Genomic DNA, 24,021 nt, shown 5'->3' with positions numbered 1-24,021 from the left:
ATTCGGCTCCTGGGAGGCCCGGATCCGCAGATCTCATCCTTCTGAAGGCGAAATCTCCTTCCGAGGCGCTATCGGCGGAGAGAAGTATTCCGCGGGGAACTATTCGCCCCCGCCACGGGCGCAGATGAGTTCGTCGACCAGTTTCTCGATACGTGCTCGGATCTCGTCACGGATCGGTCGGATGGCGTCGATGCCCTGTCCGGCGGGGTCGTCGAGCTTCCAGTCCTCGTAGCGCTTGCCGGGGAAGAACGGGCAGGCGTCGCCGCAGCCCATCGTGATGACGACGTCGGATGCCTGCACGGCCTCCGTGGTCAGTACCTTCGGCTGCTCAGCCGTGATGTCGACATTGACCTCTTTCATCGCCTCGACGGCGGTGGGGTTGATCTGGTCGGCTGGTACGGAGCCGGCGGAGCGGACCTCGACGCGGTCGCCGGCCGTGTCCCGGAGGAACCCGGCGGCCATCTGGGAGCGGCCGGCGTTGTGGACGCAGACGAAGAGGACGGAGGGTTTGGTCGTGGTGTCGGTCATGGTGTCTCCCGAGTTCGATTCGGTCAGCTGAGGGAGACTGGAAGGGTGTCGAGCTGCAGCATGGACGGCGCCGCGCAGCAGGTGCTGCGCTCCGTGTCGAAGTCGCCGGCCCCGCCGCAGACCCCGGTGTCGGGGAGTACGAGTTCGTTACGCACGGCGGCATCGTGGTCGCCAGCGAGGTGGGCGACGACGCTGCGCACCTGCTCGTATCCGGTGAGTGCGAGGAATGTCGGCGCGCGGCCGTAGGACTTCGCGCCGACGATGAACAGCCCCTGCTCGGGTTGAGCGAGCTGACGTGCCCCCGTTGCTCGGACCGATCCGCACGCGTGGATGTTCGGGTCGATCTCCGACGCGATCCCGGCGACGGCATCCAGAGACGTGTCGAGGTCGATGCGCACCTCACGGAGGAAGCTGGTGTCCGGACGGAAGCCAGTGAGGGTGATCACGTGCGCAACGCCTGAGATCTCACGTCCGTCCTCCGCGTGGATCGTGAGCGCATCGTCACCCTGCTGGAACTCGGCCACGCGGAACCCGGTGGCGACGTCGACGATACCGGCCTCGATGACCTTCTGCGCACGGGAGCCGAGTGCGGCCCGCTCAGGAAGCTCGTCCCCGGCGCCACCGCCGAACACGTTCGCTGTGTTGCCGCGGCGCAGCAGCCATGTCACCCGGGTGTCCGGTTCGCGGCGAGCCAGCTCACTCAGACGTAGCACCGCGTGCGTCGCGGAGTGGCCCGCGCCGACGACGACCACGTGAGCACCAGCGAGCTCGGAGACGTCGTCCGGGATGCGGTAGGAGATGCGCTCCGCTGCAGCAGCCTCGCCGACCGCAGCGAATCCGTCTGCGCCAGCCGGGTTCGGCAGCGCCCACGTGCCGGATGCATCGATCACTGACTTAGCGAGAACACGACCGTCGCGGCCGTCTTTGTCGACGGTGTGCACCACGAACGGCTGGCTCTTGCGCTCGCTGTCGACGACCTTGTCGCGCCCCTGCCGGGCGATGCCTGTCACTGTCGTGCCGTACAGCACCCGATCGCCCAAGGTCGCGGCGAGCGGCGCAAGGTAGTTGTCCACCCACTCGGCGCCGGTGGGATATCCGCTTGTGGGAGAAATCCATCCGGTGGGTTCCAGCAGCCGGCGTGCGGCCGCGTCTGTGAGTTCGGGCCAGGCGGAGAACAGTCGCACGTGTCCCCATTCGCCGACCGCCGCACCAGCTGTTGTGCCGCGTTCAACAACAACGGCGTCCAGGCCCCGCTCGGTCAGGTGTGCCGCGGCGGCGAGACCCTGTGGGCCAGCACCGATGACGACGACAGGAAGCTCAGACATCACATCTCCTCGCATCGAGAAATTTCAATACGAGAACATTCACGCATCTATCGAAGAATGTCAATACGTGTCAGACTGTCTGCGTGAGCCTGCCAACGACCATCGAACAGTCCGCGTGCTGCGTGCCGCGGATCACGTCGACCCTGACCGCAGAGGATGCTGAGCGCGTCGCGCGGGTCTTCAAGGCGATCGGAGACCCCACTCGCGTCATGCTGTTGTCCCTCATCGCATCGAGCTCTGGCGGCGAAGCCTGCATCTGCGACCTCACCGCACCTGTCGGCTTGTCCCAGGGGACGGTGTCGCATCACATGAAGCTGCTCGCCGATGCTGGCCTCGTCACTCGCGAGCAACGCGGCAAGTGGGCCTACTTCGCCCTCAACGACGGAGCATTGGATGCTGCTGCCGACGCGCTTCGCTCCGTATGACCGCTGAGGTGTCCGCCCCGCCATGGCTGGGCGGGCGACTGGCCGCGCTGTCTGTCGGCCAGGTCATCAGCTGGGGGATCCTGTACTACGCCCTCATCGTCGCGTCCCCGGCGGTCGCCGCCGAGACCGGCTGGCCGGTCACACTCGTCACGCTGTCCTTCTCTTCAGGTCTCATCGTTTCCGCCGTGGCGGGGGTCTTCGTCGGTCGTTGGCTCGACGAGCGCGGGCCGCGCCTGATCATGACTTTGGGCAGCATCGTCGGCCCGGTCGGACTCGTCATGGTCGCCCTCGCACCGAACCTCGCCGTGTTCACCGCCGGGTGGGTGGTTGCCGGTGGTGCGCAGTCCGCCGTGCTCTACCAGGCCGCGTTCACCGTCATCGCACGCCGCCACGGGTCTCGGCGGCGTGCGGCGATGACGATCCTCACCCTCGCTGGCGGGCTCGCCTCCACCGTGTTCGCACCGGTCGTCGCCGGACTTCTCACGGTCTCCGACTGGCGCACCACCTTCATCGTCCTTGCCGGATTCTTGCTCGTAACCACCGTGCCCCTGCACTGGTTCAGCCTCGAACGCCGCTGGGGTCGGATCCCTGAGGCTCCGGAGGCCGAACATGCGCACACGGTCAGCACCGTCATCCGCACACGCCGTTTCTGGATGCTCGAGTTATCGATGCTGATGCTCGCAACGGCGCTGTTCAGCGTCACCCTCGCCTTGATCCCGCTCTTCACAGAGAAAGGCATGAGTTACGAGCTCGCTGCCTGGGCGCTCGGGCTTCTCGGCGCCGGACAGGTCATCGGCCGGCTCCTTTACATCGCGATCCCGCACACCGCGGCCCCATGGGTCCCCCTCGCGGCTACCGCCGGGCTCAGCGTCGTTTTCCTCGCGTTCCTCGCACTCGTCCCCGGCCCGCCGTGGCTGCTCATCGTCCTCGGCATCGCCGCGGGTGCAGTGCGCGGCGCACAGACACTCGTCCAAGGTTCAGCCGTCGCCGATCGATGGGGCGCCCACAACTACGGCTCCATCAACGGCGTCTTCGCCGCACCCATCACCCTCATTAGCGCGGTTGGTCCCGCCCTCGGCCCACTGCTTGCCGCCGCCACCGGCTCCTACACGGCGATGGCGCTGATCGCCGTGTTGCTCGCAGCCGTCGCGCTCGTTCTCGCTCGATTCTCATGAGATCGCAGTCGCTCCCCACCGATATGGGACTCGTCGCACGCAAACATCGCGGAAAGTGCGCGTGCTTCTCCTTCAGGAACGGTGCGCCCGTCGTGCCGCACTACTCGTCAACGAGGTAACTCGCGGGTGGCTTCCGGATGCTTGCTACACTTCCGTCATTCGACAGCCAGCTACCCACAACGTCGCAGAATTGGCGTAAAAAGCGCCGATCAACGCTAAAATCTCGCATTACTGATGCATCCGATGTCAATGCTTCCCACGCCTCAGCCCATCGCAAGGCGGATGCATATCTCGCCCTCGGCACGCTGGAAGGCCCGCAGGCCTGGGATACCACGGGGTTCTGGGACCTGTGATTTCGCGAGGAAGTTCCCCGCGAGATTCAGGAAGAAGCGCGTCATCGTCGCCGGCGACAACGACGAGAGGGTGGGGTGCGTGACGAGATCACTCGTTTCGAGATCCGGGTTGAAGTCGCTCGCGTTTCTGGGTCGTCGCCGTGACGACCGGTGCTCCGAGCAACTCCGTCGCCGCGAGCCGGATCGCTTCCGGCAGCTCGCGCCACGCCTGCCTCTGGCGATTCGCCCCCGTCGTCATCCGGCCGAGACTATCAGCGCGTGCGCTGGGAAGGAGAAAGCTCCGCGAAGGGGCTCCGTGCCACCTTCCGAGCCTTCCGAAGGCGAATTCTCCTCCCGAAGGACCGGGCGTCGCTCGGCTCACGAGTCGATGCCGTCAAGAATGCGGACGAGGCGCTCTCGTTGCTCGCCCGACAGTCCGATGAGAGGGCGCGGCAAACTCCCGGGTGCCGCCCACCGCTTTCGCTCCGCGATGGCAGCCATGACGCGCAGGCCGCCGCCAGCCTCGGTATAGAGGTCCCACAGCGGCTGGAGGGCGTCGTCGGATCCGGAATCCCACGTCGCGAGGGCGAGGTCCGGGAGCGTGCCAGCGAGAACCGAATACCAGCCGTCGTAGCCGGCGGCGCGGCAGTCGGTCGCGAAGCTGTCGCCCGAGAAGCACACCGAGACGTGCTCGGGCACGAGCGATCGGATCCGCTGCAACAGGTCACGTGCCTCGTCGAGCGGGCGGCCGGGAACCTTGAGCGACGCGATGCCCGGGAGCTCCGACACGCGCGCGTACATCTCGGGAGTGAAGGTATAGCCGGTCGTGCGCGGGTTGTCGTACACGACGATCGGCAGGTCCGTGCTCGCGGCGACGTCGCGGAACAGGCCGAACACCTCATCGTCGCCGAGTGGCTGGTAGGAGACGGCGGCGAGAAGCAGTCCGCGTGCGCCTGCCTCGGCGGCGCTCGCCGCATTCTCGACGACGTCTCGTGTGCGGGTGGCGCCGATACCCGCGAGAACGGGCGTCGTGCCGGCGTTCGTGACCGCGATGCTCACCGCGGCCGCCCGCTCTGCTGACGACAGGTAGGCGTAGGATCCCGTGGATCCGAGGGACGTGATCGACGAGACATCGCTGCGCGCGAGGTGTTGGATCAGGCCTGCGTATGCGCCCTCATCGATGCGATCGTCGACGAACGGGGTGAGGGGAAAGGCACTGACGCCGGTGAACTGCATGCCACGAGCGTAGCCGCGCAGACGCTCGCGAGCTGCTCAGCCCATCGAGAGGTGGACGGTCGCCGCCACGACGCAGGCCCAGCCGAGGCTGGCGAGCGTGCCGATGATGAAGCGCTCGCGTGCTTCGGGCGTGCCGAGCTCGGTGAAGCGGGCGATGCCCTTGATCGCGACGACGACCGCGATCGCCTCGGGGTAGCCGACGATGATCGCGAGCACCACCGCCGTGCGCTCGAGATATCCGATCGTCACGCCGCCGCGCATCACCTCGGGAGCCGGTTCGATCGTCGCCGCGGGCGTGCGCAGCAGGATCCCGCCGTTCGGGCCCTCGCGCACCATGCTGTTCGACGCGAGAGCGAGCACGCGGCGGGCCGCGGGATCGCCCCCGAGAAGCGCGACCGCCACGCCGAGGAGCGCGAGCGGGATCGTGAGCGCGAGGGGAGCCGCCGCTGGCACCATCGCCGCGGCCACGAGGCTCGTCACGATGAGGATCGCGGCGGCAAGCAAGGCAGCCGTCCGCGGTCGCGAGCGCGTCACGAGGATGATGATCAGTGTCGCGATGAACGCGGCGACGAGTGCGGATCCGAGGATCACACCCGTGAGCGAGCCGGGCAGGAACATGGCGCTCAGTCTGTCACGGACCTCTGTCAAACGAAGGGGGGGCACGCGGCTGGCTCCCTACGGTTCGCCGAGGCGTGCGAGGACCCGGGCGAGCGCCGGGCGAGCGGCTTCTTCGACCCGGATCGACGCCGCGGCGACGCGACGGCTCACGGCGCTCTCGCTGATTCCGATCTGCTCGGCCGCGGCGCGCTGCGTGATGCCGCCCGCGAGCAGCTCGTACACCTCCCATCCCTCATCGGTGCGGCGGTCGCGCAACTCGATGAGGAGCCGGAGCAGCGCCTCCGCGTCCTCCGCGTCGTCGGCAGAGACCGCGACCCGCGTCGCCGCCTTCTTCGCGCGATCGACGGCGTCGCGCGCGTGGATGAACGCGGATCCGCGCCCCGCTCGGACGTCGTTCGGCAGCGGATCGTCGACGGTGCCAGCTCCGAGCCCGACGCTCCACCGGTGCGTGCGCGTGAGGGCGAGAATGATGTCGAGCGCGGCGTCGGCCGTGGCGACGAGAGCCTGCACCTCGTCGCCCGCCGTGCGCTCGGGCGGAAGGGGGAGTGCGGATCCGCCGTACCGGACAATCACGTCGAGTGCCGCGGGAACGAGATCGGCGCTGGCTCGACTGTCGTGCTGATCGGCGGTGATGACGAACATGTGTTGCTCCTTGATCTCTGGGGTGCAAGTATAAATCACTTGAGTCATCAATGTCAAGATGTTCAACAATGCGCTTCTGGCTGCATGTTGTGCAGGCGTGCCTGGAGAGCTAAAATGCTAGCATGCCAGCAAGCGATAAAGTTCAGTTCAACGTGTATCTGCCGAGAGACCTCGTGCGCGACGTGAAGCACCGTGCCATCGATGAGGGCACCAGCTTGTCGGCGCTCGTGGAGCGTGTGCTGCGCTCCGAGATCGAGGGGGACCACCGATGACCGCTGTTCAGCAGATCCTGTACGCAGACGACACCGCTGCGTGGCACGGCCTCGTCCAGGTGCTCGGCTTCGACGCACCGCACCCGCCGACGCCGGAATGGGCCGCGTTCCACGGGCGGGGATCGTTCGCCGTCCACGCGGCATCCGAGGCGCTTCCCGCGGGTCGAGTCGACCTTCAGGTGCTGGTCGACGATCTCGATGTCGCGGAGCGCGCGCTCGCCGACTTCGAGGTCTCGCGCGAGACGATGGCAGGCGTGGGCGAGATCCTCTTCGTATCGTGCGGCATCACGGTCGGCGTCAGCGAGGGATCCGTCGCCGTGCGCGAGGGTGCGCCGCTGGTACAGCCGATCTGGTTCGCCACCGACCTCGACGAACCGCGCCGCATCCTCGAGGCGCTCGGGCTGCGCGCGTTCATCTCCGCGGATGGCGGCGGATGGACGGAGATGGTGTCCGACGCGGGAAACGTGGGGCTGCATCTCGCCGACTCGCCGACCGTCGGGCTCTCGTTCGTCGCGGATGACCTCCATGCGATCGCCGAGCGACTGCGGGCGGCCGGATACGACGCGACGATCGTCGACGAGGCGTTCGGTCGCACCGTGCGCCTGCCGAGCCCCGAGGAGGGCGAGGGCGGCGACGAGGTGTGGATCAACGAGCCCCAGCGCGACCTGTACGGCTACCACCAGATGACCTGACGCCGCGCGTGGCCGCAACGCACGAGAAGGCCCGTTCCGAGGGGTCGGAACGGGCCTTCTCGTGCGCAATTCGGGCGAATTTCCGCGCGCGCGGAGCCCGTACGGGACCTACCGCGCCACGACCTGCCGCTTCGACGACACGACGCCCGTGTTGAAGCCAGCGAGGTGCAGGCCGCCGTGGAAGCGCGCGTGCTCGATCTTGATGCACCGGTCCATCACGACCGACAGTCCGCCGTCCTCGGCGATCCGGGCCGCCTCCTCGTTCCAGGAGCCGAGCTGCAGCCAGAGCGTCTTCGCGCCCGCGGCGATGGCCTCCTCGGCGACGCCCGGCAGGTCGTCGTGGCGTCGGAACACGTCCACGATGTCGGGCACGACGGGCAGATCCGCGAGTGAGGCGTACGCCTTGCGGCCGAGGATCTCGTCGGCGCGCGGGTTGACGAAGTACACATCGTACGGAGAACTCGACAACAGGTACGTGGCGACGAAGTAGCTCGCACGGGCGGGATTGCTCGACGCGCCGACGATCGCGATCGACCGCGCGCGCCGCAGGATCCCGAGTCGCTCGCCGGCCCCGGGCCCCTGCCAGGCACGGTCCGCGTGAGCGGAGTCGGTTCCGGTTGCGCCCGGAAGCGATTCGGTGCGCGGGGTGAACTCACATGCGTCGCTCATCGCGTCTCTCCCGTCGCGCTGGTGAGGGCCTGATCCAGGTCCCACACGATGTCCTCTGGATCCTCAAGGCCGACGGAGATGCGGATGAGGTCGGCGGGGACGCCCGCCGCCTCGAGCTGCTCCGACGTGAGCTGCTGGTGCGTCGTGGATCCGGGGTGGATCACGAGCGTCCGCGCGTCGCCGATGTTGGCGAGGTGGCTGGCGAGCTGCAGCGACTCGATGACCTTCTCGCCGGCCTGACGCGCCGCATCGAGGCGGGTTGACTCGGAGTCGAACGATCCGGCCGGTCGCACGCCGAACGCGAACACGGATCCCGGGCCGAGAGGGAAGTACTTCTGTGCTCGTGCGAAATGCGGGTGCTCGTCGAGTCCCGCCCACGTGACGAACGAGACGCGCGGATCCGATGCGAGCCACTCGGCGACGACGCGCGTGTTCGCGATATGCGCGTCGATGCGCTGGGGGAGCGTTTCGACGCCCTGCAACAGATTGAAAGCCGCCGTCGGGCTGAGCGCGGGGCCGATGTCGCGCAGCTGCTCGCTGCGGAGCTTGGTGAGGAAGCCGTACTCGCCGAAGTTGTCCCACCAGCGGATGCCGCCGTAGGACTCGACCGGCTCGGTCATGGTCGGGAACTTTCCGTTCCCCCAGTCGAACGTGCCCGCTTCGACGACGACACCGCCGAGCGTGGTGCCGTGCCCGCCGAGGAACTTCGTCACGGAGTGGATGACGATGTCCGCTCCGTGCTCGATCGGACGCACAAGGTACGGCGTCGCGAGGGTGGCATCGACCACGAGCGGGACGCCGGCGTCGTGGGCGACGGCGGAGAGTCCCTCGAGGTCGGCGATCTCGCCGCCGGGGTTGCCGATCACCTCGGTGTAGACGACCTTCGTGTTCGGGCGGATCGCCTTCCGGAACTCCTCCGGATCGTCGCTCGCGACGAACGTCGTCTCGACGCCGAAACGTCGGAGCGTCACGTCGAGCTGCGTCACCGTTCCGCCGTACAGCTGCGCCGACGCGACGACGTGGTCACCCTGGCCGACGAGCGCCGCGAACGTGATGAACTCGGCCGACATCCCGCTTGCCGTGGCGACCGCGCCGATCCCGCCCTCGAGAGACGCGAGCCGCTCCTCGAGTGCCGCGACCGTCGGATTGCCGATGCGCGAGTAGATGTTGCCGTACTTCTGCAACGCGAAGAGGTTCGCCGCGTCCTTCGCATCGTCGAAGACGAACGACGTCGTCTGGTAGATCGGCACGGCGCGCGCGCCGGTCGCCGCATCAGGCGTGCCGCCCGCGTGCAGCGCGCGCGTGCGGAATCCGAACTGGTGTTCGCTCATCGGGTCTCCTTCTCGCGGGCCCGGCGCACGGCTTCGCGCACGCCATCTACGGCCCAGGGGTTCTGCAGGCTCGTGGTGTCGCCGAGCGTATCGCCCTGCCACAGCTGGGCGAGTAGCCGGCGCAGGATCTTGCCCGAGCGGGTCTTCGGCAGCTCGGGGACGCGGATGACGTGCCGCGGTTTCGCAATGGGGCCGATGTCCCGGGCGACCTGCTGCCGTAGCGCGTCCGGCTCGACGGGCCCGCCGGATCCGTCGACGACGAAGGCTGCGACCGCCTGTCCGCTGATCGGATCCGTCACTCCCGTCACGCCGGCCTCACCGACGGCGGGGTGCGCGACGAGCGAGGACTCGATCTCGATCGTTGACAGCCGGTGCCCCGAGACGTTCACGACGTCGTCGAGGCGCCCGAGGATCCAGATGTAGCCGTCTTCGTCGATCGTCGCGCCGTCGCCGGCCACGTAGTAGCCGCGGTCGGCGTACTCCGCCCAGTACGAGCGTCGGTAGCGCTCAGGGTCGCCCCAGACGGTGCGCGCCATCCCCGGCCAGGGTCGCCGCGCGACGAGCGTGCCTGCGCGCCCCGGGGCGACTGGATCCCCGTTCTCGTCGACGACGGCCATGTCGATCCCCGGAAGTGCGACGGTCGCGGACCCGGGTTTCAGCGTTGTGACGCCGGGGAGCGGAGCGACCATGGCCGCGCCGGTCTCGGACTGCCACCACGTGTCGACGACGGGGGTCTCGTCGCGCCCGAACGTGCGGCGGAACCACACCCAGGCTTCGGGGTTGATCGCTTCGCCGACCGTGCCGAGCAGGCGGATCGACGAGAGGTCGTAGCCGGTGGGCAGTTCGTCGCCGAACCACGTCATGAAGGTGCGGATGAGCGTCGGGGCCGTGTAGTACACCGTCACGCCGTAGCGCTCGATGATCTCGAGATGCCGCGTGCGAGACGGAGCGTCCGGCGTGCCCTCGTAGATCACCTGGGTCAGCCCGTTCGAGAGCGGCCCGTATATCTCGTAGGTGTGCGCGGTCACCCACGCGAGGTCTGCGGTGCACCAGTGCACGTCTTCGGGCTTGGCGTCGAAGTGCGCCCAGTGCGCCCAATTTGTGTGCGTCAGGTATCCGCCCGAGGTGTGCACGAGCCCTTTGGGTTTGCCCGTGGTCCCCGACGTGTAGATGATGAACAGCGGATGCTCGGCGTCGAAGGCCTGCGGCTCGTGCGTCTCCGGCTGCGGGTCGACGACATCGTGCCACCACACGTCGCGGCCTGCGGTCCACGGCACGTTCTGTCCCGTGCGGCGCACGACGAGCACGTGCTCGAGCGCGGGCAGATCGCGTGCGGCCTCATCGGCGGCCGACTTGACCTCGACCTGCGTGCCGCGACGATTCTGTCCGTCGGAGGTCACGAGCAGTTTCGCGCCCGTGTCTTCGAGGCGGAACCTGACGGCGTCGGCTGAGAATCCGCCGAACACGAGCGAATGCACGGCGCCGATCCGCGCGCAGGCGAGGGCGATGACGATCGTCTCGACGAGCACGGGCAGGTAGACCACGACGCGGTCTCCGGATCCGATGCCGAGCTGTTCGAGCGCATGCGCGGCCTGCGCGACCCGTCGCTGCAGGTCGGCGTAGGTGACGGCCTCGCGGTCGCCAGGCTCGCCCTCGAAGAACAGCGCGACCTTCTCGCCGCGGCCCGCGGCGACGTGCCGGTCGACGCAGTTCGTCGCGACGTTGAGGCGCCCGCCGGCAAACCACTGGGCGGCCGGCACCGACGGATCCCAGGTGTGCGCGGTGTGCCAGGGCCGGGTCCACTCGAGGCGGTGCGCGGCGCGCTCCCAGAACGCGACCGGATCCGCGTTCGCGGTCTCATAGACGGACGCACCGACGTTCGCCTGCGCGGCGAACGTGGGGGGCGCGGCAAACGACCGCGTCTCTGCGAGGCGAAGTTCGGCTGTCACATCCACCTCTTCAGAACGACCTTCTCCGCGACCACCAGGATCGCGTTCGAGAGCGTGCCCAGCAGCGCGAGCAACACGATGGCGAGCAGGATCCGGTCGACGCGCCCCGAGGTCTGCGAATCGCTGAGCATGAACCCGAGTCCCATCGTCGCGCCGATGAGTTCGGCGGCGACGAGGAACAGCCACGCCTGCGCGAGGCCGAGACGCAGTCCTGACATGACGGACGGGATCACCGCTGGCAGCTGCACGGTTCGGAACAGCGACCAGCCGCGCAGACCGAAGGAGCGCCCTGCCTCGACGAGTTGCGGGCTCACGTGGCCCAACGCGTCGGCGACGGTGGTGTAGACGGGGAAGAACGCGCCGATCGCGACGAGCGTGACCTTCGACTCCTCACCGACCTGCATCCACAGGATCAGCAGCGGCACCCAGGCCAGCGATGGAACGGCGCGCAGTGCGACGAGCGTCGGGGCGAACAGCGCTCGGCCCGGCTTCGATAGTCCGACGATCGCGGCGAATGCGAGCGCGATGAGGGATCCGAACAGGAAGCCGAGAACGACGCGCTGCACCGAGATCCCGATCTCCCCCCAGAGCTCGCCGCGCTCGTACAGCTCTACGCCCGCTTCGACGACGGCCCAGGGCTGCGGGAGACGGTAGACGGGAACGATGCCGCTCGCGGTGACGTACTGCCACGCTGCGAGGACGACGATCGGAACGACGAAGCCTGCAGCCGTTCTCACCCACGGACGCGCCCAGAGCGCGACGATCGGGCGCTGGGTCCCGGTCGCCTGTGCGGTGTCGCCGGTCATTCCGTGGCCGCGACGGCGAAGTCGTCGTGCACGATCGTGCCGAGCGCCTCGTCGAGGGAGTCCTGTCCGCCCTGCACGTCGCCCGACTCGGCCAGGATCGGCGCGATCGCCTCGAGCACCGCCAGCTGTGCGTCGCCCGGAACGCCCGACACGTCGAGGTTCGAGCGCTCGGCGATCACGGTCTTCGCCACGTCGAGGTCGATCGAGGCGGCATCGGCGAGCAGCTGCGCGGTTTCGTCCGGGTTCTCGATCGCCCAGACGCGCGCCTCCTCGTAGGCGTCGACGACGACCTGCGCGAGATCGGCGTGGTTCTCGATGAAATCCTCGGTCGCGTTGAGGAAGCCGTAGGTGTTGAAATCGACGTTGCGGTAGATCAGCTGGTCGTCGGACTCGACTTCCGCAGCGGCCATGATCGGGTCGAGGCCCGCCCACGCGTCGGCCGAGCCGCCGTCGAGCAGCGAACGTCCGTCGGCGTGCTGGACGTTCAGCACCTCGACGTCGTCGAGCGTGAGACCACCCTCCTCGAGCGCCTGCAGCAGGAAGAAGTACGGGTCGGTGCCCTTCGTCGCGGCGACCGTGCGTCCCTCGAGGTCCGCGAGGTCAGCGATGTCGCTGTCGGGACGCACGACGATCGCCGACCACTCGGGCTGCGAGTAGATGTCGATCACCTTGATCGGTGAGCCGTTCGCACGCGCGAACAGCGCTGCGGATCCGGCGGTCGAACCGACGTCGACCGATCCGGACCGCAGCAGCTCATTGGCCTTGTTGCTGCCAGCGGACTGCAGCCATTCGACCTCGACGTCGTCACCGAGCGTCTCCTCGATGAGGCCCTGCTCTTTGATGATGAGGCTGAGCGGGTTGTACGTCGCCCAGTCGACGGAGAGCGTCGAACTCGACCATTCGCCGCCGTCCGTCGCGGCTTCCGCTCCGCCGCCCTCGCCCGCGAGGCAGCCCGTCGTCATGAGCGCCATCACTCCGGCGACGGCGGTCGCGGGAATGATACGGCGGGTGATGATGCTCATGAGTTCTCCTTGGCGGTGAGCGGTGTTGTGGTGTGGTGAGTGACGCCGAGCCCGTCGAGCAGACTCGCGCGCAGGTCGGTGAGGGAGCGGGCCCCGCGGTCGCGCGGGCGAGACCCAGGGACGGTGACGACGCGCGCGACCGATCCGTCGCGCGCCGGGGCATCGTCCGCGATCTGGGGGGCGGATCCGTGCGAGCCGGATCCGCCGAGCGCGCCGATGCCCGAGGTGGATCCCAGTGCCACGACCTTCGCGCGGGGTCGCTCGGGCTGTGCGGTCGTCGCGTGCAGGTTGCGCAGCAACAGCACCCGATCGGCGAGGTACAGCGCCTCTTCGACGTCGTGGGTGACCATCAGGACGGTCGTGGGCTGAGCGCGGTGGATGTCGAGCAGGAGATCGTGCATCTTGAGCCGCGTCAGCGCATCGAGCGCGCCGAACGGCTCGTCGAGAAGCAGCACGCGCGGGCTGCGGGCGAGGGCGCGGGCGAGTGATGCGCGTTGCGCCATGCCGCCGGAGACCTCGCGGGGACGCTGGCCGGCCGCGTGGGTGAGGCCGACGAGGTCGAGCAGCTCCGCGACGCGCTCCTTCGCCCGCTTCGGCTTCGTGCCTCGGGGGAGTCCCAGGGCGATGTTCTGAGCGATCGTGCGCCACGGCAGTAGGCGCGGTTCCTGGAACGCGATCGCCGTGGATTCATCGTGCGCGCGGGCGGTCCCGCCGTCGAGGGTGATGGATCCGCGGGTCGGCTCGTCGAGTCCGCCGATGAGACGCAGCAGGGTGGACTTGCCGCAGCCGGACGGGCCGACGACGGCGGCGATCTCGCCGGGGGCGAGCGCGACGTCGACATCACGCAGCACGGTGCGCGGTCCGGTCTTGGTCGGGAAGGTGCGCTCCACGCCGTCGATGCGCACGGCGCCGGCAGGCGCGGTTGTGCGGGCATGGAGGGTCTCGGACATGCTCATCAGAATGCGTCGCACGGGAGCCTGCTCGCAAAACGTGCGCAACACGACGACACATGTCGCCCAGCGGCTGTTTGGCGCAGGGCAGCGGGCGCGGTACTGTGGTCAGACCACAGGCGCGACGGAGGTTCCATGGCCGAGACCAAGGCGTGGCGCGTCGTGCTCGATCACGTCGAGAAACGCCTCCGTGACGGATCCCTGGGCCCGGGGGATCGGCTGCCGGGCGAGCGCGAGCTCGCGACGCAGCTGGGGGTCGGCCGATCCAGTGTCCGCGAGGCGCTGCGCGTGCTCGAGGTCATGGGAGTCCTTCACACGGCGACGGGATCCGGACCACGGTCCGGGGCAGTGATTACGACATCGGCCAGTTCGGGTGTCGCACAGGTGCTGGGGCTGCAGGCGGCCGCGCAGGCGTTCGAGTTCGGCGACGTCGTCGACGCACGCCTCGTGCTCGAGGCCGCGGTCGTCGAGGCACTCGCGGCGACGACCCCGGAGCTGAGCGCGGCGCGCGAGGTGCTGGACGCCATGGATGACGACGCCCTCACCTCGGACGAATTCCTGTCTCTCGACGCGCGATTCCACGGGCTGCTCGCGGAGGCGACGGGAAACGCCGTCTTCGCCACCGTGATGACGGGCCTGCGCGCCGCGATCGAGACCTACGTGCAATCGCGCGCCCACGCCATCGGCGACTGGTCGGCTGCGCGAGACCGCCTGCAGCACGAGCATCGTGGCGTTCTGGAGGCAGTGCGGGCGGGCGACGCCGACGACGCACGCCAGCGGATCCACGACCACATCGGCGGGTATTACGCGGCGACGCGCATCCGTGACGAGCAACAACGACAGTGAGGACGAGAATGGTTCAGCGACAGTTTCCCAAGCCCGCCGAGGTGATGGAGTTCCTGAAGATCAAGCTTCCGGAATTCGGCAAGGAAGCGCGGTTGCGGAAGGCGTACACGGTTGCCGACCTGCGGAAGATCGCGCAGCGCCGCACGCCAGCCGCGGCGTTCGACTACACCGACGGTGCGGCTGACCAGGAACTGTCGATGACGCGCGCCCGTCAGGCGTTCGAGGACATCGAGTTCCACCCGGACGTTCTGGCGCCCGCTCCCGAGGTCTCCACGGAGACGCAGATCCTCGGCGGACCGTCGGCGATGCCGTTCGGCATCGCGCCGACGGGATTCACACGCCTGATGCAGACCGAGGGTGAGACGGCCGGAGCGGGCGCCGCGGGCGCAGCCGGGATCCCGTTCACGCTGTCGACCCTCGGCACGACCTCGATCGAGGGCGTCAAAGCGGCGAACCCCCACGGGCGCAACTGGTTCCAGCTGTACGTCATGCGCGACCGCGAGATCTCGTACGGCCTCGTGGAGCGCGCGGCGAAGGCCGGCTTCGACACCCTGCAGTTCACGGTTGACACACCGATCGCCGGCAACCGCCTGCGTGACGGCCGCAATGGGTTCTCGATTCCGCCGCAGCTGTCGCTCGGCACGATCGCGAACGCGCTGCCACGGCCGTGGTGGTGGATCGACTTCCTCACGACCCCGAAGCTCGAGTTCGCATCGCTGTCGTCAACGGGCGGCACGGTGGGCGACCTGCTCAACTCGGCGATGGATCCGACCATCAGCTACGACGACCTCAAGACGATCCGAGAACTGTGGCCCGGAAAGATCGTCATCAAGGGTGTGCAGAACGTTCCCGACGCGGTGAAGCTCATCGAACACGGCGTCGACGGCATCATCCTGTCGAACCACGGTGGGCGCCAGCTCGACCGGGCGCCGATCCCGTTCCGCCTGCTGCCGCAGGTGGTCAAGGAGGTCGGAGCGGACGCCACGATCATGGTCGACACCGGCATCATGAACGGCCAAGACATCGTCGCGTCGATGGCGCTGGGAGCGAAGTTCACGCTGGTCGGACGCGCATACCTGTATGGCCTCATGGCGGGCGGCCGGGAGGGCGTCGACCGCATGATCGAGATCCTCTCCGCGGAGATCCGCCGCACGATGGCGCTTCTGGGTGTCAGTTCGATCGAGGAGCTGGAGCCACGCCATGTGACGCAGCTCACGCGTCTCGTGCCGGTGGGCTCGGCCCGCTGACGCCCCAGTGGCGACGCGCGCGGGTCGCGCCGGTTCGACGGCTGTGGTCGCATCGGATAGACTTTCGTAGTTGCCACGGGATGTGGCGCAGCTTGGTAGCGCGCCTCGTTCGGGACGAGGAGGTCGCAGGTTCAAATCCTGTCATCCCGACGTGATAACGAAAGAGAAGGCCCGGTGAGACGGTAAATCTCACCGGGCCTTCTCCTTTCGTGGCTGTGGGAGCGTGCGCCTCGACGACAGGAATCGGATCGCCGACGTCGCGGAGTACGAGCGTGCCCGCTCGCGCGGACGGACACGTGTGCGCTCGCGCTACTTCTTGTCTTCCTCGAGCTTGAGCCCGACCCCGACGGCGAACAACGTCGGTGCCCACTCGCCGACGAACAGGCCCCAGCGGTCCGATTGGCTCCTCGAGTCGTTCTTTCCGCGAGAGAACAGCCACGTCACGACCGAGAACCCGATCGCCGCGAGGCCGGCGATGTAGAGGTGATTACTCCGTACGCCGAACCCCGACAACGTGCGCATCGGGTTCCAACCAGCCGCCTCTTCGATGCCCTTCTCAATGTCTCGCTTCGTGCTCATGGTCCCTCCTCTTCTCCGTGGGCTATCGAGCATTCACTTATCGAACGCAGCCTGTCAAGGCCTTGACGACGCCGCGGATGGCCGTCCGCGTGGGTCGCGGTGGGACACCGGGCCGACGGTGCCGCCTATCCTCGGTTCTCGGCGCCGCGCGCATACGCTGGACGCATGGACATCGAGACCGAGGTCAAGGACGCGCTGCGTGCCTACGACCGCTCGCTGGTCGAGTACCGCGCATTGAAGGAGTCGCTCGAACAGGAGATCCCCCTGCACTTGCGGCAGTGGGGCGTGCCCTACTTCCGTGTGGAGGCTCGCGTGAAGAAGCGCGGCTCCTTTGAAGCGAAGGTGCGGAGGGATCCGGACCGGCCCGTGCTCGACATGGTCGGCGTGCGCATCATGGCGTTCTTCCGCGGCGACCTCGTCCAGATCGAGAGGATGATGAGGCGAATGTTCGACGTCGCCGAGGACTCCTACATCGACAAGGGCGGGCTGCTCGGCGACCAGAGCTTCGGGTACCGCAGCGTGCAGTTCGTCGGCCGAACCCGCGGAAACGACATGTTCGAGCAGTTCGAAGCCGGGCTACCCATCGAGGTGCAGATCCGCACGATGCTCGAACACGTCTGGGCCGAGGTCGAGCACGATTTCCGCTACAAGCCGCAGACTGAGCCGCCGAGCGCCGAGATCAACCGCCGCTTCGCGCTGACGGCGGCGCTGCTTGAACAAGCCGACCGGAACCTGGACGACATCCGGCGAGAACTGCGCGACCGCTGAGGTACCTGCGACGCGTGAGCGGCGTCAGGAAAGCGGCGAGGACAGGCGCGGGGCGAGCGTGATGAGCGAGACCTCCGGGCGGCACGCGAAGCGCACCGGAGCGTAGATCGAATGGCCGAGGCCGGCGCTCACATTGAGCGCAGCCTGCCGCCCACGGTGCGTCCACGTCGAGAGGCCGCGCGTCTGCCGCAGCGGCAGGTCGCAGTTCGCCACGAGCGCGCCGATGCCGGGGACCCGCACCTGACCGCCGTGCGTGTGACCCGCGAAGATGACGTCGGCGCCGCGCTGCATGAAGCCGTCGAGCACCCGCCGATACGGCGCGTGCGTCACGCCGATCGTGATGTCGGGTTCCGGCAGGTCGCTCATCGTCGTGTCGAGCTCGTCGAAGTCGTCGTACTCGAGATGCGGGTCGTTCGTGCCGATGAACCGGATCCGGTGCCCGCGGACGTCGAAGGCGACCGAGTCGTTGTTGAGCCCGAACCAGCCGAGGTCTCCCTCGAGCAGCGCATCGAGCCGGTCGGTGTCGAGACGCGACACGTCGGGCGCGATCAGCGACGGGCCCGTGAAGTATCGGAAGGGGTTGCGCGGCTTCGGCGCCCAGACGTCGTTGGATCCGTGCACGTGCACGCCGGGTGTGCCCGCGAACGGAGACAGCGCGCGACGCACGGCCGGCAGCGCGAGCGGATGGCCGAGGTTGTCGCCCGTGTCGACGACAAGGTCGGGTCGCAGTGCCGCGAGGCGCGCGACCCAGTCGCGCTTGCGCCGCTGCCACGGGGCGAGGTGCATGTCGCTGAGGTGCAGGACACGGATCGGCGTCGAGCCGGCGGGCAGCACACGCACCGTCCGGTGGCGCACGGCGAACCAGTGGCGCTCGATGCCGACCCCCCACACGGCGGCCGCTGCGGCGACGCCGGCGGCGGCCGCCAGCGCGCGGCGGCCGCCGGACGGGTCGACCATCAGTTGTTGTTCCCTCGGCAGACGCGAGCCTCGGAGTAGATCGTCACCTCGGTGCGGTCCTTCACCTGCGTGCCGGCTGACGGATCCGTGCGGACGACGCGCCCGTTGGCAGGAGCCGAGGCGCTGACGGTGCAGTCGCCGATACTTGCGCGGAGCCCCTCGTCGAAGAGTCGTTTGTAGGCCTGCGTCGTGCTGAGGCCGGTGACGTCCGGAACCTTCGTGCCGCCCTCTCCGTCCGAGATCAGCAGGGTGATGATGCTGCCTCGGGGTGCACTGCCCTCCGGATTCGTCTTCTCGACGCGTCCTTCCTTCTGATCTCCCGAGACGGTGTCACCCACCGTCACGGAGAATCCTTCACCCTCGAGGACGTCCGTCGCCTCGTCGACCGACATTCCGGCCACGTTCGGTACATCGACCTTGACCACCTTCGTCAGGTTGGGGTCGGGCGTTGGAAACTCGTCGCCGCCGTATCTGGCGTTCGCGGCCGCTTGATTCGCTCTCGCGATGTCGTACCGGAGCTCGGACATCTGTCGTCCGTTTGGCGTGAAGCTGCTGTAGAGATCCACCTCGTAGAACGTGTCGTCATCGGGGTTGTCCGGGTCGCGCTCGTCTCTCATCGAGTCGTAGTTCCCTACCCAGGCCGCGGTCGTCACGTTCGTCGACGTCTCGACCATCCACGTCTGGTAATTCTCATGCGTTCCGGTCTTGCCGACCACGGGCACACCATCGTTCGGGTTCGCGCTCGAGCCGGTGGCGCTCATCACTCCGGCGAGGGCGTGTGCCGCGGTGGCAGCGACACCTTCGTCGATCGCCTGCTCGCATTCCGTCTCGGGAAGCTCCAACTCCTGACCGTTCGCGTCGACGACGCGCGTGAGCACGGTGGGTTCGCAGTGGACGCCCTTGTTGGCGACAGTCGCGTACGCCGAGGCGAGCGTGAGGGGGGAGATATTCATGGAACCGAGCACGTCGAACATGCCGGGATCCCACGTCTCGAACGGAACGATCTCCTCGCCCGTTCCGAGGTGGACGCCCATCCGTCCGGCGACCTCGTGGATGCTGCACACATCGTCGAGCTGCGCCGCCATCGCAAGGAATCCGGTGTTCAGCGACTGAGCCGTGAAATCGCGAGGCGTACCGATCTTGCCCCCCTGATTCCGGAAGTTGTTGATGACGCTGCCTTCGGCGTTCAACGTCCGGCCTTCGCACGTGCCCGAATACGGACGCACGTTGCCATCGACGTGTTCGTTGACGCTGCGGCCCTGCTCGAGCCATGCGACCAGCGTGAACAACTTGTACGTCGATCCGACCGAGAAGCCGGGCGCAGCGCCGTACTTCTCGTCGACCGCATAGATCTGGGCCGAGTCCCCGGGGTCCGTGTCGCGGCTCTCGTCGAAGCGCGTGTTCTGCGCCATCGACAGCACGTTGCCGGACTTCGGTTCGATCTGCACACTCGTGGCACCGAACTTCATGTAGTCCACGCTCGCGGGGGTACTCGCGGCCATCGTCTCCTGGGCCGTGTACTGGAGGTTGTTGTCGAGCGTCGTGTAGACCTCGAGCCCGCCGCGGGTCAGCATGTCGGCACGTTCCGGGGATCCGGCTTCGCTGCCGAACGCCTCGTCGTAGCGCGAATCGTTGAGGATCGTGTTCTTCACGTACTGGCAGAAGTACGCGGTGCCCTGTGCCGCCGCACACCCACGCTGGCGGTTCGACAGGTTCGGCTCGACCGGCTGCTCGACGGTGGAGTCGTACTGCTCCTGCGTGATCGTTCCCTCTTTCAGCATGCGCCACAGGACGGAGTCGCGCCGGTCCTTTGTACGGGCGTACCCGTTCTCCTCGCCGTTCTCCGCGTTCTCCGGCTGATCCAGACGCAGCGTCGCTGGATAGTTCACGATGCCCGCGAGCGTCGCGGACTCGTTGAGGTTCAGATCCTTGGCCGACTTCGAGTAGTACTGCTGCGCGGCCGCTTCGATGCCGTAGGTGACGCCACCGAAGTTCACGAGGTTCAGGTAGCCGATCAGGATCTGCTCCTTGGAGTACTCCTGCTCGATCGTGATCGCGTACCGCATCTCCTGCAGCTTGCGCTGGTACCCCTCCGTGCCGGAGGCTGTCACGGCCTCGTTTGCACACTCGGCGAGGGTCTCCATGTCCTCCGCGGTGCGCTCGCAGGTCTGCACCTGCACGCCCTTGACGTACTGCTGGCTGATCGAGGATCCGCCCTGGGTCGTCTCGGTGAGCGCGTTGTTGAGGAGCGCGCGGGCGGTTCCGATGAGGTCGACGCCGCCGTGCTCGTAGTAGCGCGGATCCTCGGTGGACAGGAGGGCGTCGTAGACGTAGTGCGAGACCTCGTCGTACTCGATGGGTTCGCGGTTCTGGTCGTAGAACGACGCGAGCTCGTAGTAGTCGTCTCCCTCACCGGTGGGGGCGTAGATCGTCGTCGGTTCCATCGGCCGGTCGACTTCGAGGTTGCCGGGGAGACTGTCGAACAGTGAAATTCCACTGGAGGCCGCGTAGCCCGAGATCGCGATCGCGGGGGTCACGGTGGCTGTCACGAGGATCCCCGCGATGGCGCTCAGGCCGACGAGTCCGAGAAATCCGCCGAGCACGCCGCCGAACGTCCTTTTCGCATGAGGCATAGGCTTGATCGTAAAGGAGAACGCTGTGATGCCGCGCACACGCGCATCGGTCTTCGCCGAGAATCGCAGTGTTCATTCGCCCGCACGGACAGGAGATGGCGTGACCACCTGGGAGTACCTGACAACCCCGCTGATAATTCACAACACGGCGGCGATTCTCAACAACTGGGGCAAGCAGGGCTGGGAGCTCGTGCAGGTCGTCCCGAACGCGGAGGGCGGGCTCGTCGCCTATCTGAAGCGTCCGTCCGGCGCGGGGGACCACAACGCCGGGCTCGCGCACGCGGCGGAGGCGGCGAAGCAGTTCGAGGGCGAGCAGTGAGCGTCGCCTCCCGCCTCGCGGAGCTCGGCATCGATCTGCCGGCGGTCTCCGCGCCGGTCGCGAGCTACATTCCGGCGAAGGCACATGGCGACCTCGTCTGGACGTCGGGTCAGCTGCCGTTCGTCGATGGACAGCTGCGGGAGACGGGCAAGGTCGGAGTGGGCGTGGATCCGGCCGTCGCGCAGGACGCCGCCCGCACGTGCGCCCTCAACGCCCTCGCTGCAGCTGCGGACGTCGCGGGCGGCGTCGACCGGATCACCGGCGTCCTGAAGGTGACCGGCTTCGTGGCGTCGGATCCGGCGTTCACGGGGCAGCCGGGCGTCATCAACGGCGCCAGCGCGATCCTGGGTGAGATCTTCGGTGATGCTGGCGCGCACAGCCGTGCCGCCGTCGGCGTCGCGGTCCTGCCGCTCGACGCCCCCGTCGAGGTCGAGGTCGTCTTCACCACCGCCTGACGCTTTACATGACGCGAATGCACCCAAGATCCAGATCTTGGGTGCATTCGCGTCATATAGAGCCGGTGCGGGTCAGCGCACCTGCTTCGTGATGACCGACATCACCGACGTATCGGCCAGGGTCTGCGTGTCGCCGACCTCGCGACCCTCCGCGACGTCGCGCAGCAGACGCCGCATGATCTTGCCCGACCGGGTCTTCGGCAGCTCGTCGACGATGTAGACGTCGCGAGGCCGCGCGATCGCGCCGATCTGCGTTCCCACCCAGGCGCGCAGCTCTTCTGCCAGGCCCTCCGCGGTGTTCGTCTTCAGGAAGCTCTCCTTAAGGATCACGAAGGCCACCACCGCCTGCCCGGTCGTCTCGTCGCTCCCGCCGACCACGGCCGCCTCGGCCGTGGCCTCGTGCGCCACCAGGGCAGACTCGATCTCTGCGGTCGAGAGACGGTGACCGGAGACGTTCATGACGTCGTCGACGCGGCCGAGCAGCCAGACGTCGCCGTCGGCGTCTCGTCGCGCGCCATCGCCGGCGAAGTAGTAGCCCTTGTCGGAGAACATCCGCCAGTACGTGTCGACGAAGCGGTCGGGGTCGCCCCAGATCCCGCGCAGCATTGCCGGCCACGGCTCGGTCGCGACGAGCAGTCCGCCCGCGTCGTTGCCGACATGGTCGCCCTTCTCATCCACGACGTCGATCGCGACACCGGGCACGGGGACCTGTGCGGATCCCGGCTTCGTCTCGGTGACGCCGGGCAGCGCCGAGATCATGATCGCGCCGGTCTCGGTCTGCCACCATGTGTCGACGACGGGCGTGGCGCCCGCGCCGATGACGTCGCGGAACCACATCCAGGCCTCGGGGTTGATCGGCTCGCCGACGGATCCGAGCAGCCGGATCGAGGACAGGTCGCGCTTCTGCGGGATCTCGCGTCCCTGCTTCATGAAGCTGCGCACGGCAGTGGGCGCCGTGTAGAAGATCGTCACGCCGTACTTTTCGATGAGATCCCACCAGCGGCCGGGCTCCGGGAACTCCGGCGTGCCCTCGTACAGCACCTGGGTCGCGCCGTTCGCGAGTGGCGCGTATGTCGCGTAGGTGTGCCCGGTCACCCAGCCGATGTCGGCCGTGCACCAGAACACGTCGGTCTCGGCGTGCAGATCGAACACGGTCTTGTGCGTGAACGCCGCCTGCGTGAGATACCCGCCCGATGTGTGGAGGATGCCCTTCGGGCGCCCCGTCGTTCCTGACGTGTAGAGGATGAACAGCGGGTTCTCGCTCGGGAACGGCTGCGCCTCGTGGTCCGCCGACGCAGCCGGAACGGCGTCGTGCCACCAGAGGTCGCGCCCGTCGGTCCACTCGACGTCCTGCTCGGTGCGGCGCACGACGAGCACCTTCTCGACCGTCGCCTGCACGCCCTCGCCGCGGTCGCTCAGCGCCTCGTCGACGTTCACCTTCAGAGCCGAGGGACGGCCCTTGCGATACCCGCCGTCGGCGGTGATCACGACCTTCGCACCCGCATCGTCGATGCGCGCGCGAAGGCTGTCGGCGCTGAATCCGCCGAAGACCACCGAGTGCACGGCGCCGAGCCGAGCGATGGCGAGGAGCGAAGCGATCGCTTCGGGGATCATCGGCAGGTACACGGCGACGCGGTCGCCCTGACCCACGCCGAGCTCGGTGAGCACATTGGCCAGACGCTTGACCTCGTCGGTGAGCTGCGCGTAGGTGATCGTGCGGGTGTCGCCGGGCTCGCCCTCGAAGTGATACGCGACGCGGTCACCGCGGCCTGCCTCGACGTGACGGTCGAGGCAGTTGTAGGCGACGTTGAGCTCGCCGTCGCCGAACCATTTGGCGAACGGCGGGTTGCTCCAGTCGAGCACGTCGGAGAACGGCTTATGCCAGTGGAGGAGATCTCGCGCCTGCTCGCCCCAGAACCGCACGCGGTCGGAGTTCGCGTCGTCGTAGATCTCCGGACCGACGATCGCGTTCTTCGCGAACTCGGGCGACGGTGCGAATCGGCGGTCCTCGTTCAGAAGGTGGTCGATCTGCTGAGACATGGTCTGCTCCTTTGCGACGTGCTGATCCGGGGTTCTCGCGCACGCGGCGAGGATCCCTGAGTAAGACGCTACGACCTTCGACGCATCCGCGACTACCACCGAAAGTGGGGTGGGCGTGTCGTCGAGCGCGATCGCCTCGTCCACAGCGGGTCGGAAGCATGCGTTATCTGAGGAACCACGGGGCGACGAACGCAGACGGAACGCC

General features: G+C 67.8%; 25 protein-coding genes and 1 tRNA gene. 10 read left to right on the top strand and 16 right to left on the bottom strand.

Features of this window, described 5'->3' with window-relative positions; all coding sequences use genetic code 11:
• Positions 1 to 99: 99 nt before the first annotated feature.
• Both IEW87_RS13625 and IEW87_RS13620 read right to left on the bottom strand, forming a co-directional pair.
• The gene (locus tag IEW87_RS13625) at positions 100 to 528 is read right to left on the bottom strand and encodes an arsenate reductase ArsC (protein ID WP_188712944.1); all 429 of its coding nucleotides are present in this window, start codon (positions 526 to 528) and stop codon (positions 100 to 102) included.
• 23 nt (positions 529 to 551) lie between these two features.
• Positions 552 to 1,853, bottom strand: coding sequence for an NAD(P)-binding domain-containing protein (locus IEW87_RS13620; RefSeq protein ID WP_188712943.1), 1,302 nt, complete (start codon positions 1,851 to 1,853; stop codon positions 552 to 554).
• 83 nt (positions 1,854 to 1,936) lie between these two features.
• Here IEW87_RS13620 and IEW87_RS13615 point away from each other — a divergent pair, with 83 nt between their 5' ends.
• Both IEW87_RS13615 and IEW87_RS13610 read left to right on the top strand, forming a co-directional pair.
• A complete protein-coding gene (locus tag IEW87_RS13615) occupies positions 1,937 to 2,278 on the top strand; it encodes an ArsR/SmtB family transcription factor (protein ID WP_188712942.1) in 342 nt (113 codons plus the stop codon).
• Positions 2,275 to 3,453, top strand: coding sequence for an MFS transporter (locus IEW87_RS13610; RefSeq protein WP_188712941.1), 1,179 nt, complete (start codon positions 2,275 to 2,277; stop codon positions 3,451 to 3,453). The genes IEW87_RS13615 and IEW87_RS13610 overlap by 4 nt, the downstream gene beginning before the upstream one ends.
• 441 nt (positions 3,454 to 3,894) lie before the next feature.
• Here the strand turns inward: IEW87_RS13610 and IEW87_RS13605 are convergent, their stop codons facing one another.
• The 4 genes from IEW87_RS13605 to IEW87_RS13590 form a co-directional block, all read right to left on the bottom strand.
• Positions 3,895 to 4,044: a hypothetical protein gene (locus tag IEW87_RS13605; RefSeq protein WP_188712940.1), complete on the bottom strand. Its 150-nt coding sequence runs from the start codon at positions 4,042 to 4,044 to the stop codon at positions 3,895 to 3,897.
• Between the two features lie 119 nt (positions 4,045 to 4,163).
• Entirely contained in the window at positions 4,164 to 5,021 is an 858-nt protein-coding gene (locus IEW87_RS13600) for a dihydrodipicolinate synthase family protein (RefSeq protein WP_188712939.1), read from the bottom strand.
• Between the two features lie 36 nt (positions 5,022 to 5,057).
• Positions 5,058 to 5,639 (bottom strand): hypothetical protein, encoded by a 582-nt coding sequence (locus IEW87_RS13595; protein ID WP_188712938.1) that lies wholly within the window; start codon positions 5,637 to 5,639, stop codon positions 5,058 to 5,060.
• A gap of 57 nt (positions 5,640 to 5,696) precedes the next feature.
• Positions 5,697 to 6,281, bottom strand: coding sequence for a DNA-binding protein (locus tag IEW87_RS13590; protein WP_188712937.1), 585 nt, complete (start codon positions 6,279 to 6,281; stop codon positions 5,697 to 5,699).
• Between the two features lie 122 nt (positions 6,282 to 6,403).
• Between IEW87_RS13590 and IEW87_RS13585 the strand changes: the two genes are divergently transcribed.
• Both IEW87_RS13585 and IEW87_RS13580 read left to right on the top strand, forming a co-directional pair.
• On the top strand, positions 6,404 to 6,553 hold the full coding sequence (locus IEW87_RS13585; protein WP_188712936.1) for a ribbon-helix-helix protein, CopG family: 150 nt from the start codon (positions 6,404 to 6,406) through the stop codon (positions 6,551 to 6,553).
• Complete coding sequence (locus IEW87_RS13580; protein WP_188712935.1) at positions 6,550 to 7,245, top strand: hypothetical protein; 696 nt, start codon at positions 6,550 to 6,552, stop codon at positions 7,243 to 7,245. Before IEW87_RS13585 ends, IEW87_RS13580 begins: the two co-directional genes overlap by 4 nt.
• 108 nt (positions 7,246 to 7,353) lie before the next feature.
• Here IEW87_RS13580 and IEW87_RS13575 read toward each other — a convergent pair whose 3' ends face one another.
• From IEW87_RS13575 to IEW87_RS13550, 6 genes are read right to left on the bottom strand one after another with little or no spacing between them, the layout of a single operon-like run.
• Entirely contained in the window at positions 7,354 to 7,914 is a 561-nt protein-coding gene (locus IEW87_RS13575) for a CoA-binding protein (protein ID WP_188712934.1), read from the bottom strand.
• Positions 7,911 to 9,245, bottom strand: coding sequence for an O-acetylhomoserine aminocarboxypropyltransferase/cysteine synthase family protein (locus IEW87_RS13570; protein ID WP_188712933.1), 1,335 nt, complete (start codon positions 9,243 to 9,245; stop codon positions 7,911 to 7,913). Before IEW87_RS13570 ends, IEW87_RS13575 begins: the two co-directional genes overlap by 4 nt.
• Positions 9,242 to 11,200 carry an acetate--CoA ligase gene (acs, locus tag IEW87_RS13565; protein ID WP_188712932.1) on the bottom strand — a complete coding sequence of 653 codons (1,959 nt, stop codon included), beginning with the start codon at positions 11,198 to 11,200 and terminating at the stop codon, positions 9,242 to 9,244. The genes IEW87_RS13570 and acs (IEW87_RS13565) overlap by 4 nt, the downstream gene beginning before the upstream one ends.
• Complete coding sequence (locus IEW87_RS13560) at positions 11,191 to 12,000, bottom strand: ABC transporter permease (RefSeq protein ID WP_188712931.1); 810 nt, start codon at positions 11,998 to 12,000, stop codon at positions 11,191 to 11,193. Before IEW87_RS13560 ends, acs (IEW87_RS13565) begins: the two co-directional genes overlap by 10 nt.
• Complete coding sequence (locus tag IEW87_RS13555) at positions 11,997 to 13,022, bottom strand: aliphatic sulfonate ABC transporter substrate-binding protein (protein ID WP_188712930.1); 1,026 nt, start codon at positions 13,020 to 13,022, stop codon at positions 11,997 to 11,999. The genes IEW87_RS13560 and IEW87_RS13555 overlap by 4 nt, the downstream gene beginning before the upstream one ends.
• Entirely contained in the window at positions 13,019 to 13,972 is a 954-nt protein-coding gene (locus IEW87_RS13550; RefSeq protein WP_188712929.1) for an ABC transporter ATP-binding protein, read from the bottom strand. Before IEW87_RS13550 ends, IEW87_RS13555 begins: the two co-directional genes overlap by 4 nt.
• Positions 13,973 to 14,107: 135 nt before the next feature.
• Here IEW87_RS13550 and IEW87_RS13545 point away from each other — a divergent pair, with 135 nt between their 5' ends.
• From IEW87_RS13545 to IEW87_RS13535, 3 genes are all read left to right on the top strand, one after another.
• Positions 14,108 to 14,818, top strand: a complete 711-nt coding sequence (locus tag IEW87_RS13545) for a FadR/GntR family transcriptional regulator (protein WP_188712928.1) — start codon at positions 14,108 to 14,110, stop codon at positions 14,816 to 14,818.
• A gap of 8 nt (positions 14,819 to 14,826) precedes the next feature.
• Entirely contained in the window at positions 14,827 to 16,065 is a 1,239-nt protein-coding gene (locus IEW87_RS13540) for an alpha-hydroxy acid oxidase (protein ID WP_188712927.1), read from the top strand.
• A 76-nt stretch (positions 16,066 to 16,141) separates the two neighbouring features.
• A tRNA-Pro gene (locus IEW87_RS13535) sits at positions 16,142 to 16,215 on the top strand.
• Positions 16,216 to 16,374: 159 nt separating this feature from the next.
• Here IEW87_RS13535 and IEW87_RS13530 read toward each other — a convergent pair.
• The gene (locus tag IEW87_RS13530) at positions 16,375 to 16,644 is read right to left on the bottom strand and encodes a hypothetical protein (RefSeq protein ID WP_229731210.1); all 270 of its coding nucleotides are present in this window, start codon (positions 16,642 to 16,644) and stop codon (positions 16,375 to 16,377) included.
• A gap of 165 nt (positions 16,645 to 16,809) precedes the next feature.
• Between IEW87_RS13530 and IEW87_RS13525 the strand changes: the two genes are divergently transcribed.
• Entirely contained in the window at positions 16,810 to 17,412 is a 603-nt protein-coding gene (locus IEW87_RS13525) for a GTP pyrophosphokinase (protein WP_188712926.1), read from the top strand.
• 24 nt (positions 17,413 to 17,436) lie between these two features.
• On the opposite strand, the gene IEW87_RS13520 is transcribed toward IEW87_RS13525, so the two are convergent.
• Both IEW87_RS13520 and IEW87_RS13515 read right to left on the bottom strand, forming a co-directional pair.
• The gene (locus IEW87_RS13520; protein WP_188712925.1) at positions 17,437 to 18,369 is read right to left on the bottom strand and encodes a metallophosphoesterase; all 933 of its coding nucleotides are present in this window, start codon (positions 18,367 to 18,369) and stop codon (positions 17,437 to 17,439) included.
• Entirely contained in the window at positions 18,369 to 21,002 is a 2,634-nt protein-coding gene (locus IEW87_RS13515) for a transglycosylase domain-containing protein (protein ID WP_188712924.1), read from the bottom strand. The genes IEW87_RS13520 and IEW87_RS13515 overlap by 1 nt, the downstream gene beginning before the upstream one ends.
• A gap of 100 nt (positions 21,003 to 21,102) precedes the next feature.
• Between IEW87_RS13515 and sp36 the strand changes: the two genes are divergently transcribed.
• Entirely contained in the window at positions 21,103 to 21,321 is a 219-nt protein-coding gene (gene sp36, locus IEW87_RS13510; RefSeq protein WP_188712923.1) for a Sp36 family protein, read from the top strand.
• Positions 21,318 to 21,776, top strand: a complete 459-nt coding sequence (locus IEW87_RS13505; RefSeq protein WP_188712922.1) for a RidA family protein — start codon at positions 21,318 to 21,320, stop codon at positions 21,774 to 21,776. The genes sp36 and IEW87_RS13505 overlap by 4 nt, the downstream gene beginning before the upstream one ends.
• A gap of 72 nt (positions 21,777 to 21,848) precedes the next feature.
• Here the strand turns inward: IEW87_RS13505 and acs (IEW87_RS13500) are convergent, their stop codons facing one another.
• On the bottom strand, positions 21,849 to 23,816 hold the full coding sequence (gene acs / locus IEW87_RS13500) for an acetate--CoA ligase (protein WP_188712921.1): 1,968 nt from the start codon (positions 23,814 to 23,816) through the stop codon (positions 21,849 to 21,851).
• Positions 23,817 to 24,021: the final 205 nt, after the last annotated feature.

The sequence above is a fragment of the Microbacterium faecale genome, assembly GCF_014640975.1.
GTDB classification, from domain to species: domain Bacteria; phylum Actinomycetota; class Actinomycetes; order Actinomycetales; family Microbacteriaceae; genus Microbacterium; species Microbacterium faecale.
Note: the sequence above shows the minus strand (reverse complement) of the source record. Positions and strands in the feature narration are given on the sequence as shown.

Excerpts from the sequence above, each read along its gene's own strand:
- IEW87_RS13625 (WP_188712944.1), bottom strand. The coding sequence starts at position 528 with ATGACCGACACCACGACCAAACCCTCCGTCCTCTTCGTCTGCGTCCAC.
- IEW87_RS13620 (WP_188712943.1), bottom strand. The coding sequence starts at position 1,853 with ATGTCTGAGCTTCCTGTCGTCGTCATCGGTGCTGGCCCACAGGGTCTC.
- IEW87_RS13610 (WP_188712941.1), top strand. The coding sequence starts at position 2,275 with ATGACCGCTGAGGTGTCCGCCCCGCCATGGCTGGGCGGGCGACTGGCC.
- IEW87_RS13605 (WP_188712940.1), bottom strand. The coding sequence starts at position 4,044 with ATGACGACGGGGGCGAATCGCCAGAGGCAGGCGTGGCGCGAGCTGCCG.
- IEW87_RS13600 (WP_188712939.1), bottom strand. The coding sequence starts at position 5,021 with ATGCAGTTCACCGGCGTCAGTGCCTTTCCCCTCACCCCGTTCGTCGAC.
- IEW87_RS13595 (WP_188712938.1), bottom strand. The coding sequence starts at position 5,639 with ATGTTCCTGCCCGGCTCGCTCACGGGTGTGATCCTCGGATCCGCACTC.
- IEW87_RS13590 (WP_188712937.1), bottom strand. The coding sequence starts at position 6,281 with ATGTTCGTCATCACCGCCGATCAGCACGACAGTCGAGCCAGCGCCGAT.
- IEW87_RS13585 (WP_188712936.1), top strand. The coding sequence starts at position 6,404 with ATGCCAGCAAGCGATAAAGTTCAGTTCAACGTGTATCTGCCGAGAGAC.
- IEW87_RS13580 (WP_188712935.1), top strand. The coding sequence starts at position 6,550 with ATGACCGCTGTTCAGCAGATCCTGTACGCAGACGACACCGCTGCGTGG.
- IEW87_RS13575 (WP_188712934.1), bottom strand. The coding sequence starts at position 7,914 with ATGAGCGACGCATGTGAGTTCACCCCGCGCACCGAATCGCTTCCGGGC.
- IEW87_RS13570 (WP_188712933.1), bottom strand. The coding sequence starts at position 9,245 with ATGAGCGAACACCAGTTCGGATTCCGCACGCGCGCGCTGCACGCGGGC.
- IEW87_RS13560 (WP_188712931.1), bottom strand. The coding sequence starts at position 12,000 with ATGACCGGCGACACCGCACAGGCGACCGGGACCCAGCGCCCGATCGTC.
- IEW87_RS13555 (WP_188712930.1), bottom strand. The coding sequence starts at position 13,022 with ATGAGCATCATCACCCGCCGTATCATTCCCGCGACCGCCGTCGCCGGA.
- IEW87_RS13550 (WP_188712929.1), bottom strand. The coding sequence starts at position 13,972 with ATGTCCGAGACCCTCCATGCCCGCACAACCGCGCCTGCCGGCGCCGTG.
- IEW87_RS13545 (WP_188712928.1), top strand. The coding sequence starts at position 14,108 with ATGGCCGAGACCAAGGCGTGGCGCGTCGTGCTCGATCACGTCGAGAAA.
- IEW87_RS13540 (WP_188712927.1), top strand. The coding sequence starts at position 14,827 with ATGGTTCAGCGACAGTTTCCCAAGCCCGCCGAGGTGATGGAGTTCCTG.
- IEW87_RS13530 (WP_229731210.1), bottom strand. The coding sequence starts at position 16,644 with ATGAGCACGAAGCGAGACATTGAGAAGGGCATCGAAGAGGCGGCTGGT.
- IEW87_RS13525 (WP_188712926.1), top strand. The coding sequence starts at position 16,810 with ATGGACATCGAGACCGAGGTCAAGGACGCGCTGCGTGCCTACGACCGC.
- IEW87_RS13520 (WP_188712925.1), bottom strand. The coding sequence starts at position 18,369 with ATGGTCGACCCGTCCGGCGGCCGCCGCGCGCTGGCGGCCGCCGCCGGC.
- IEW87_RS13515 (WP_188712924.1), bottom strand. The coding sequence starts at position 21,002 with ATGCCTCATGCGAAAAGGACGTTCGGCGGCGTGCTCGGCGGATTTCTC.
- acs (WP_188712921.1), bottom strand. The coding sequence starts at position 23,816 with ATGTCTCAGCAGATCGACCACCTTCTGAACGAGGACCGCCGATTCGCA.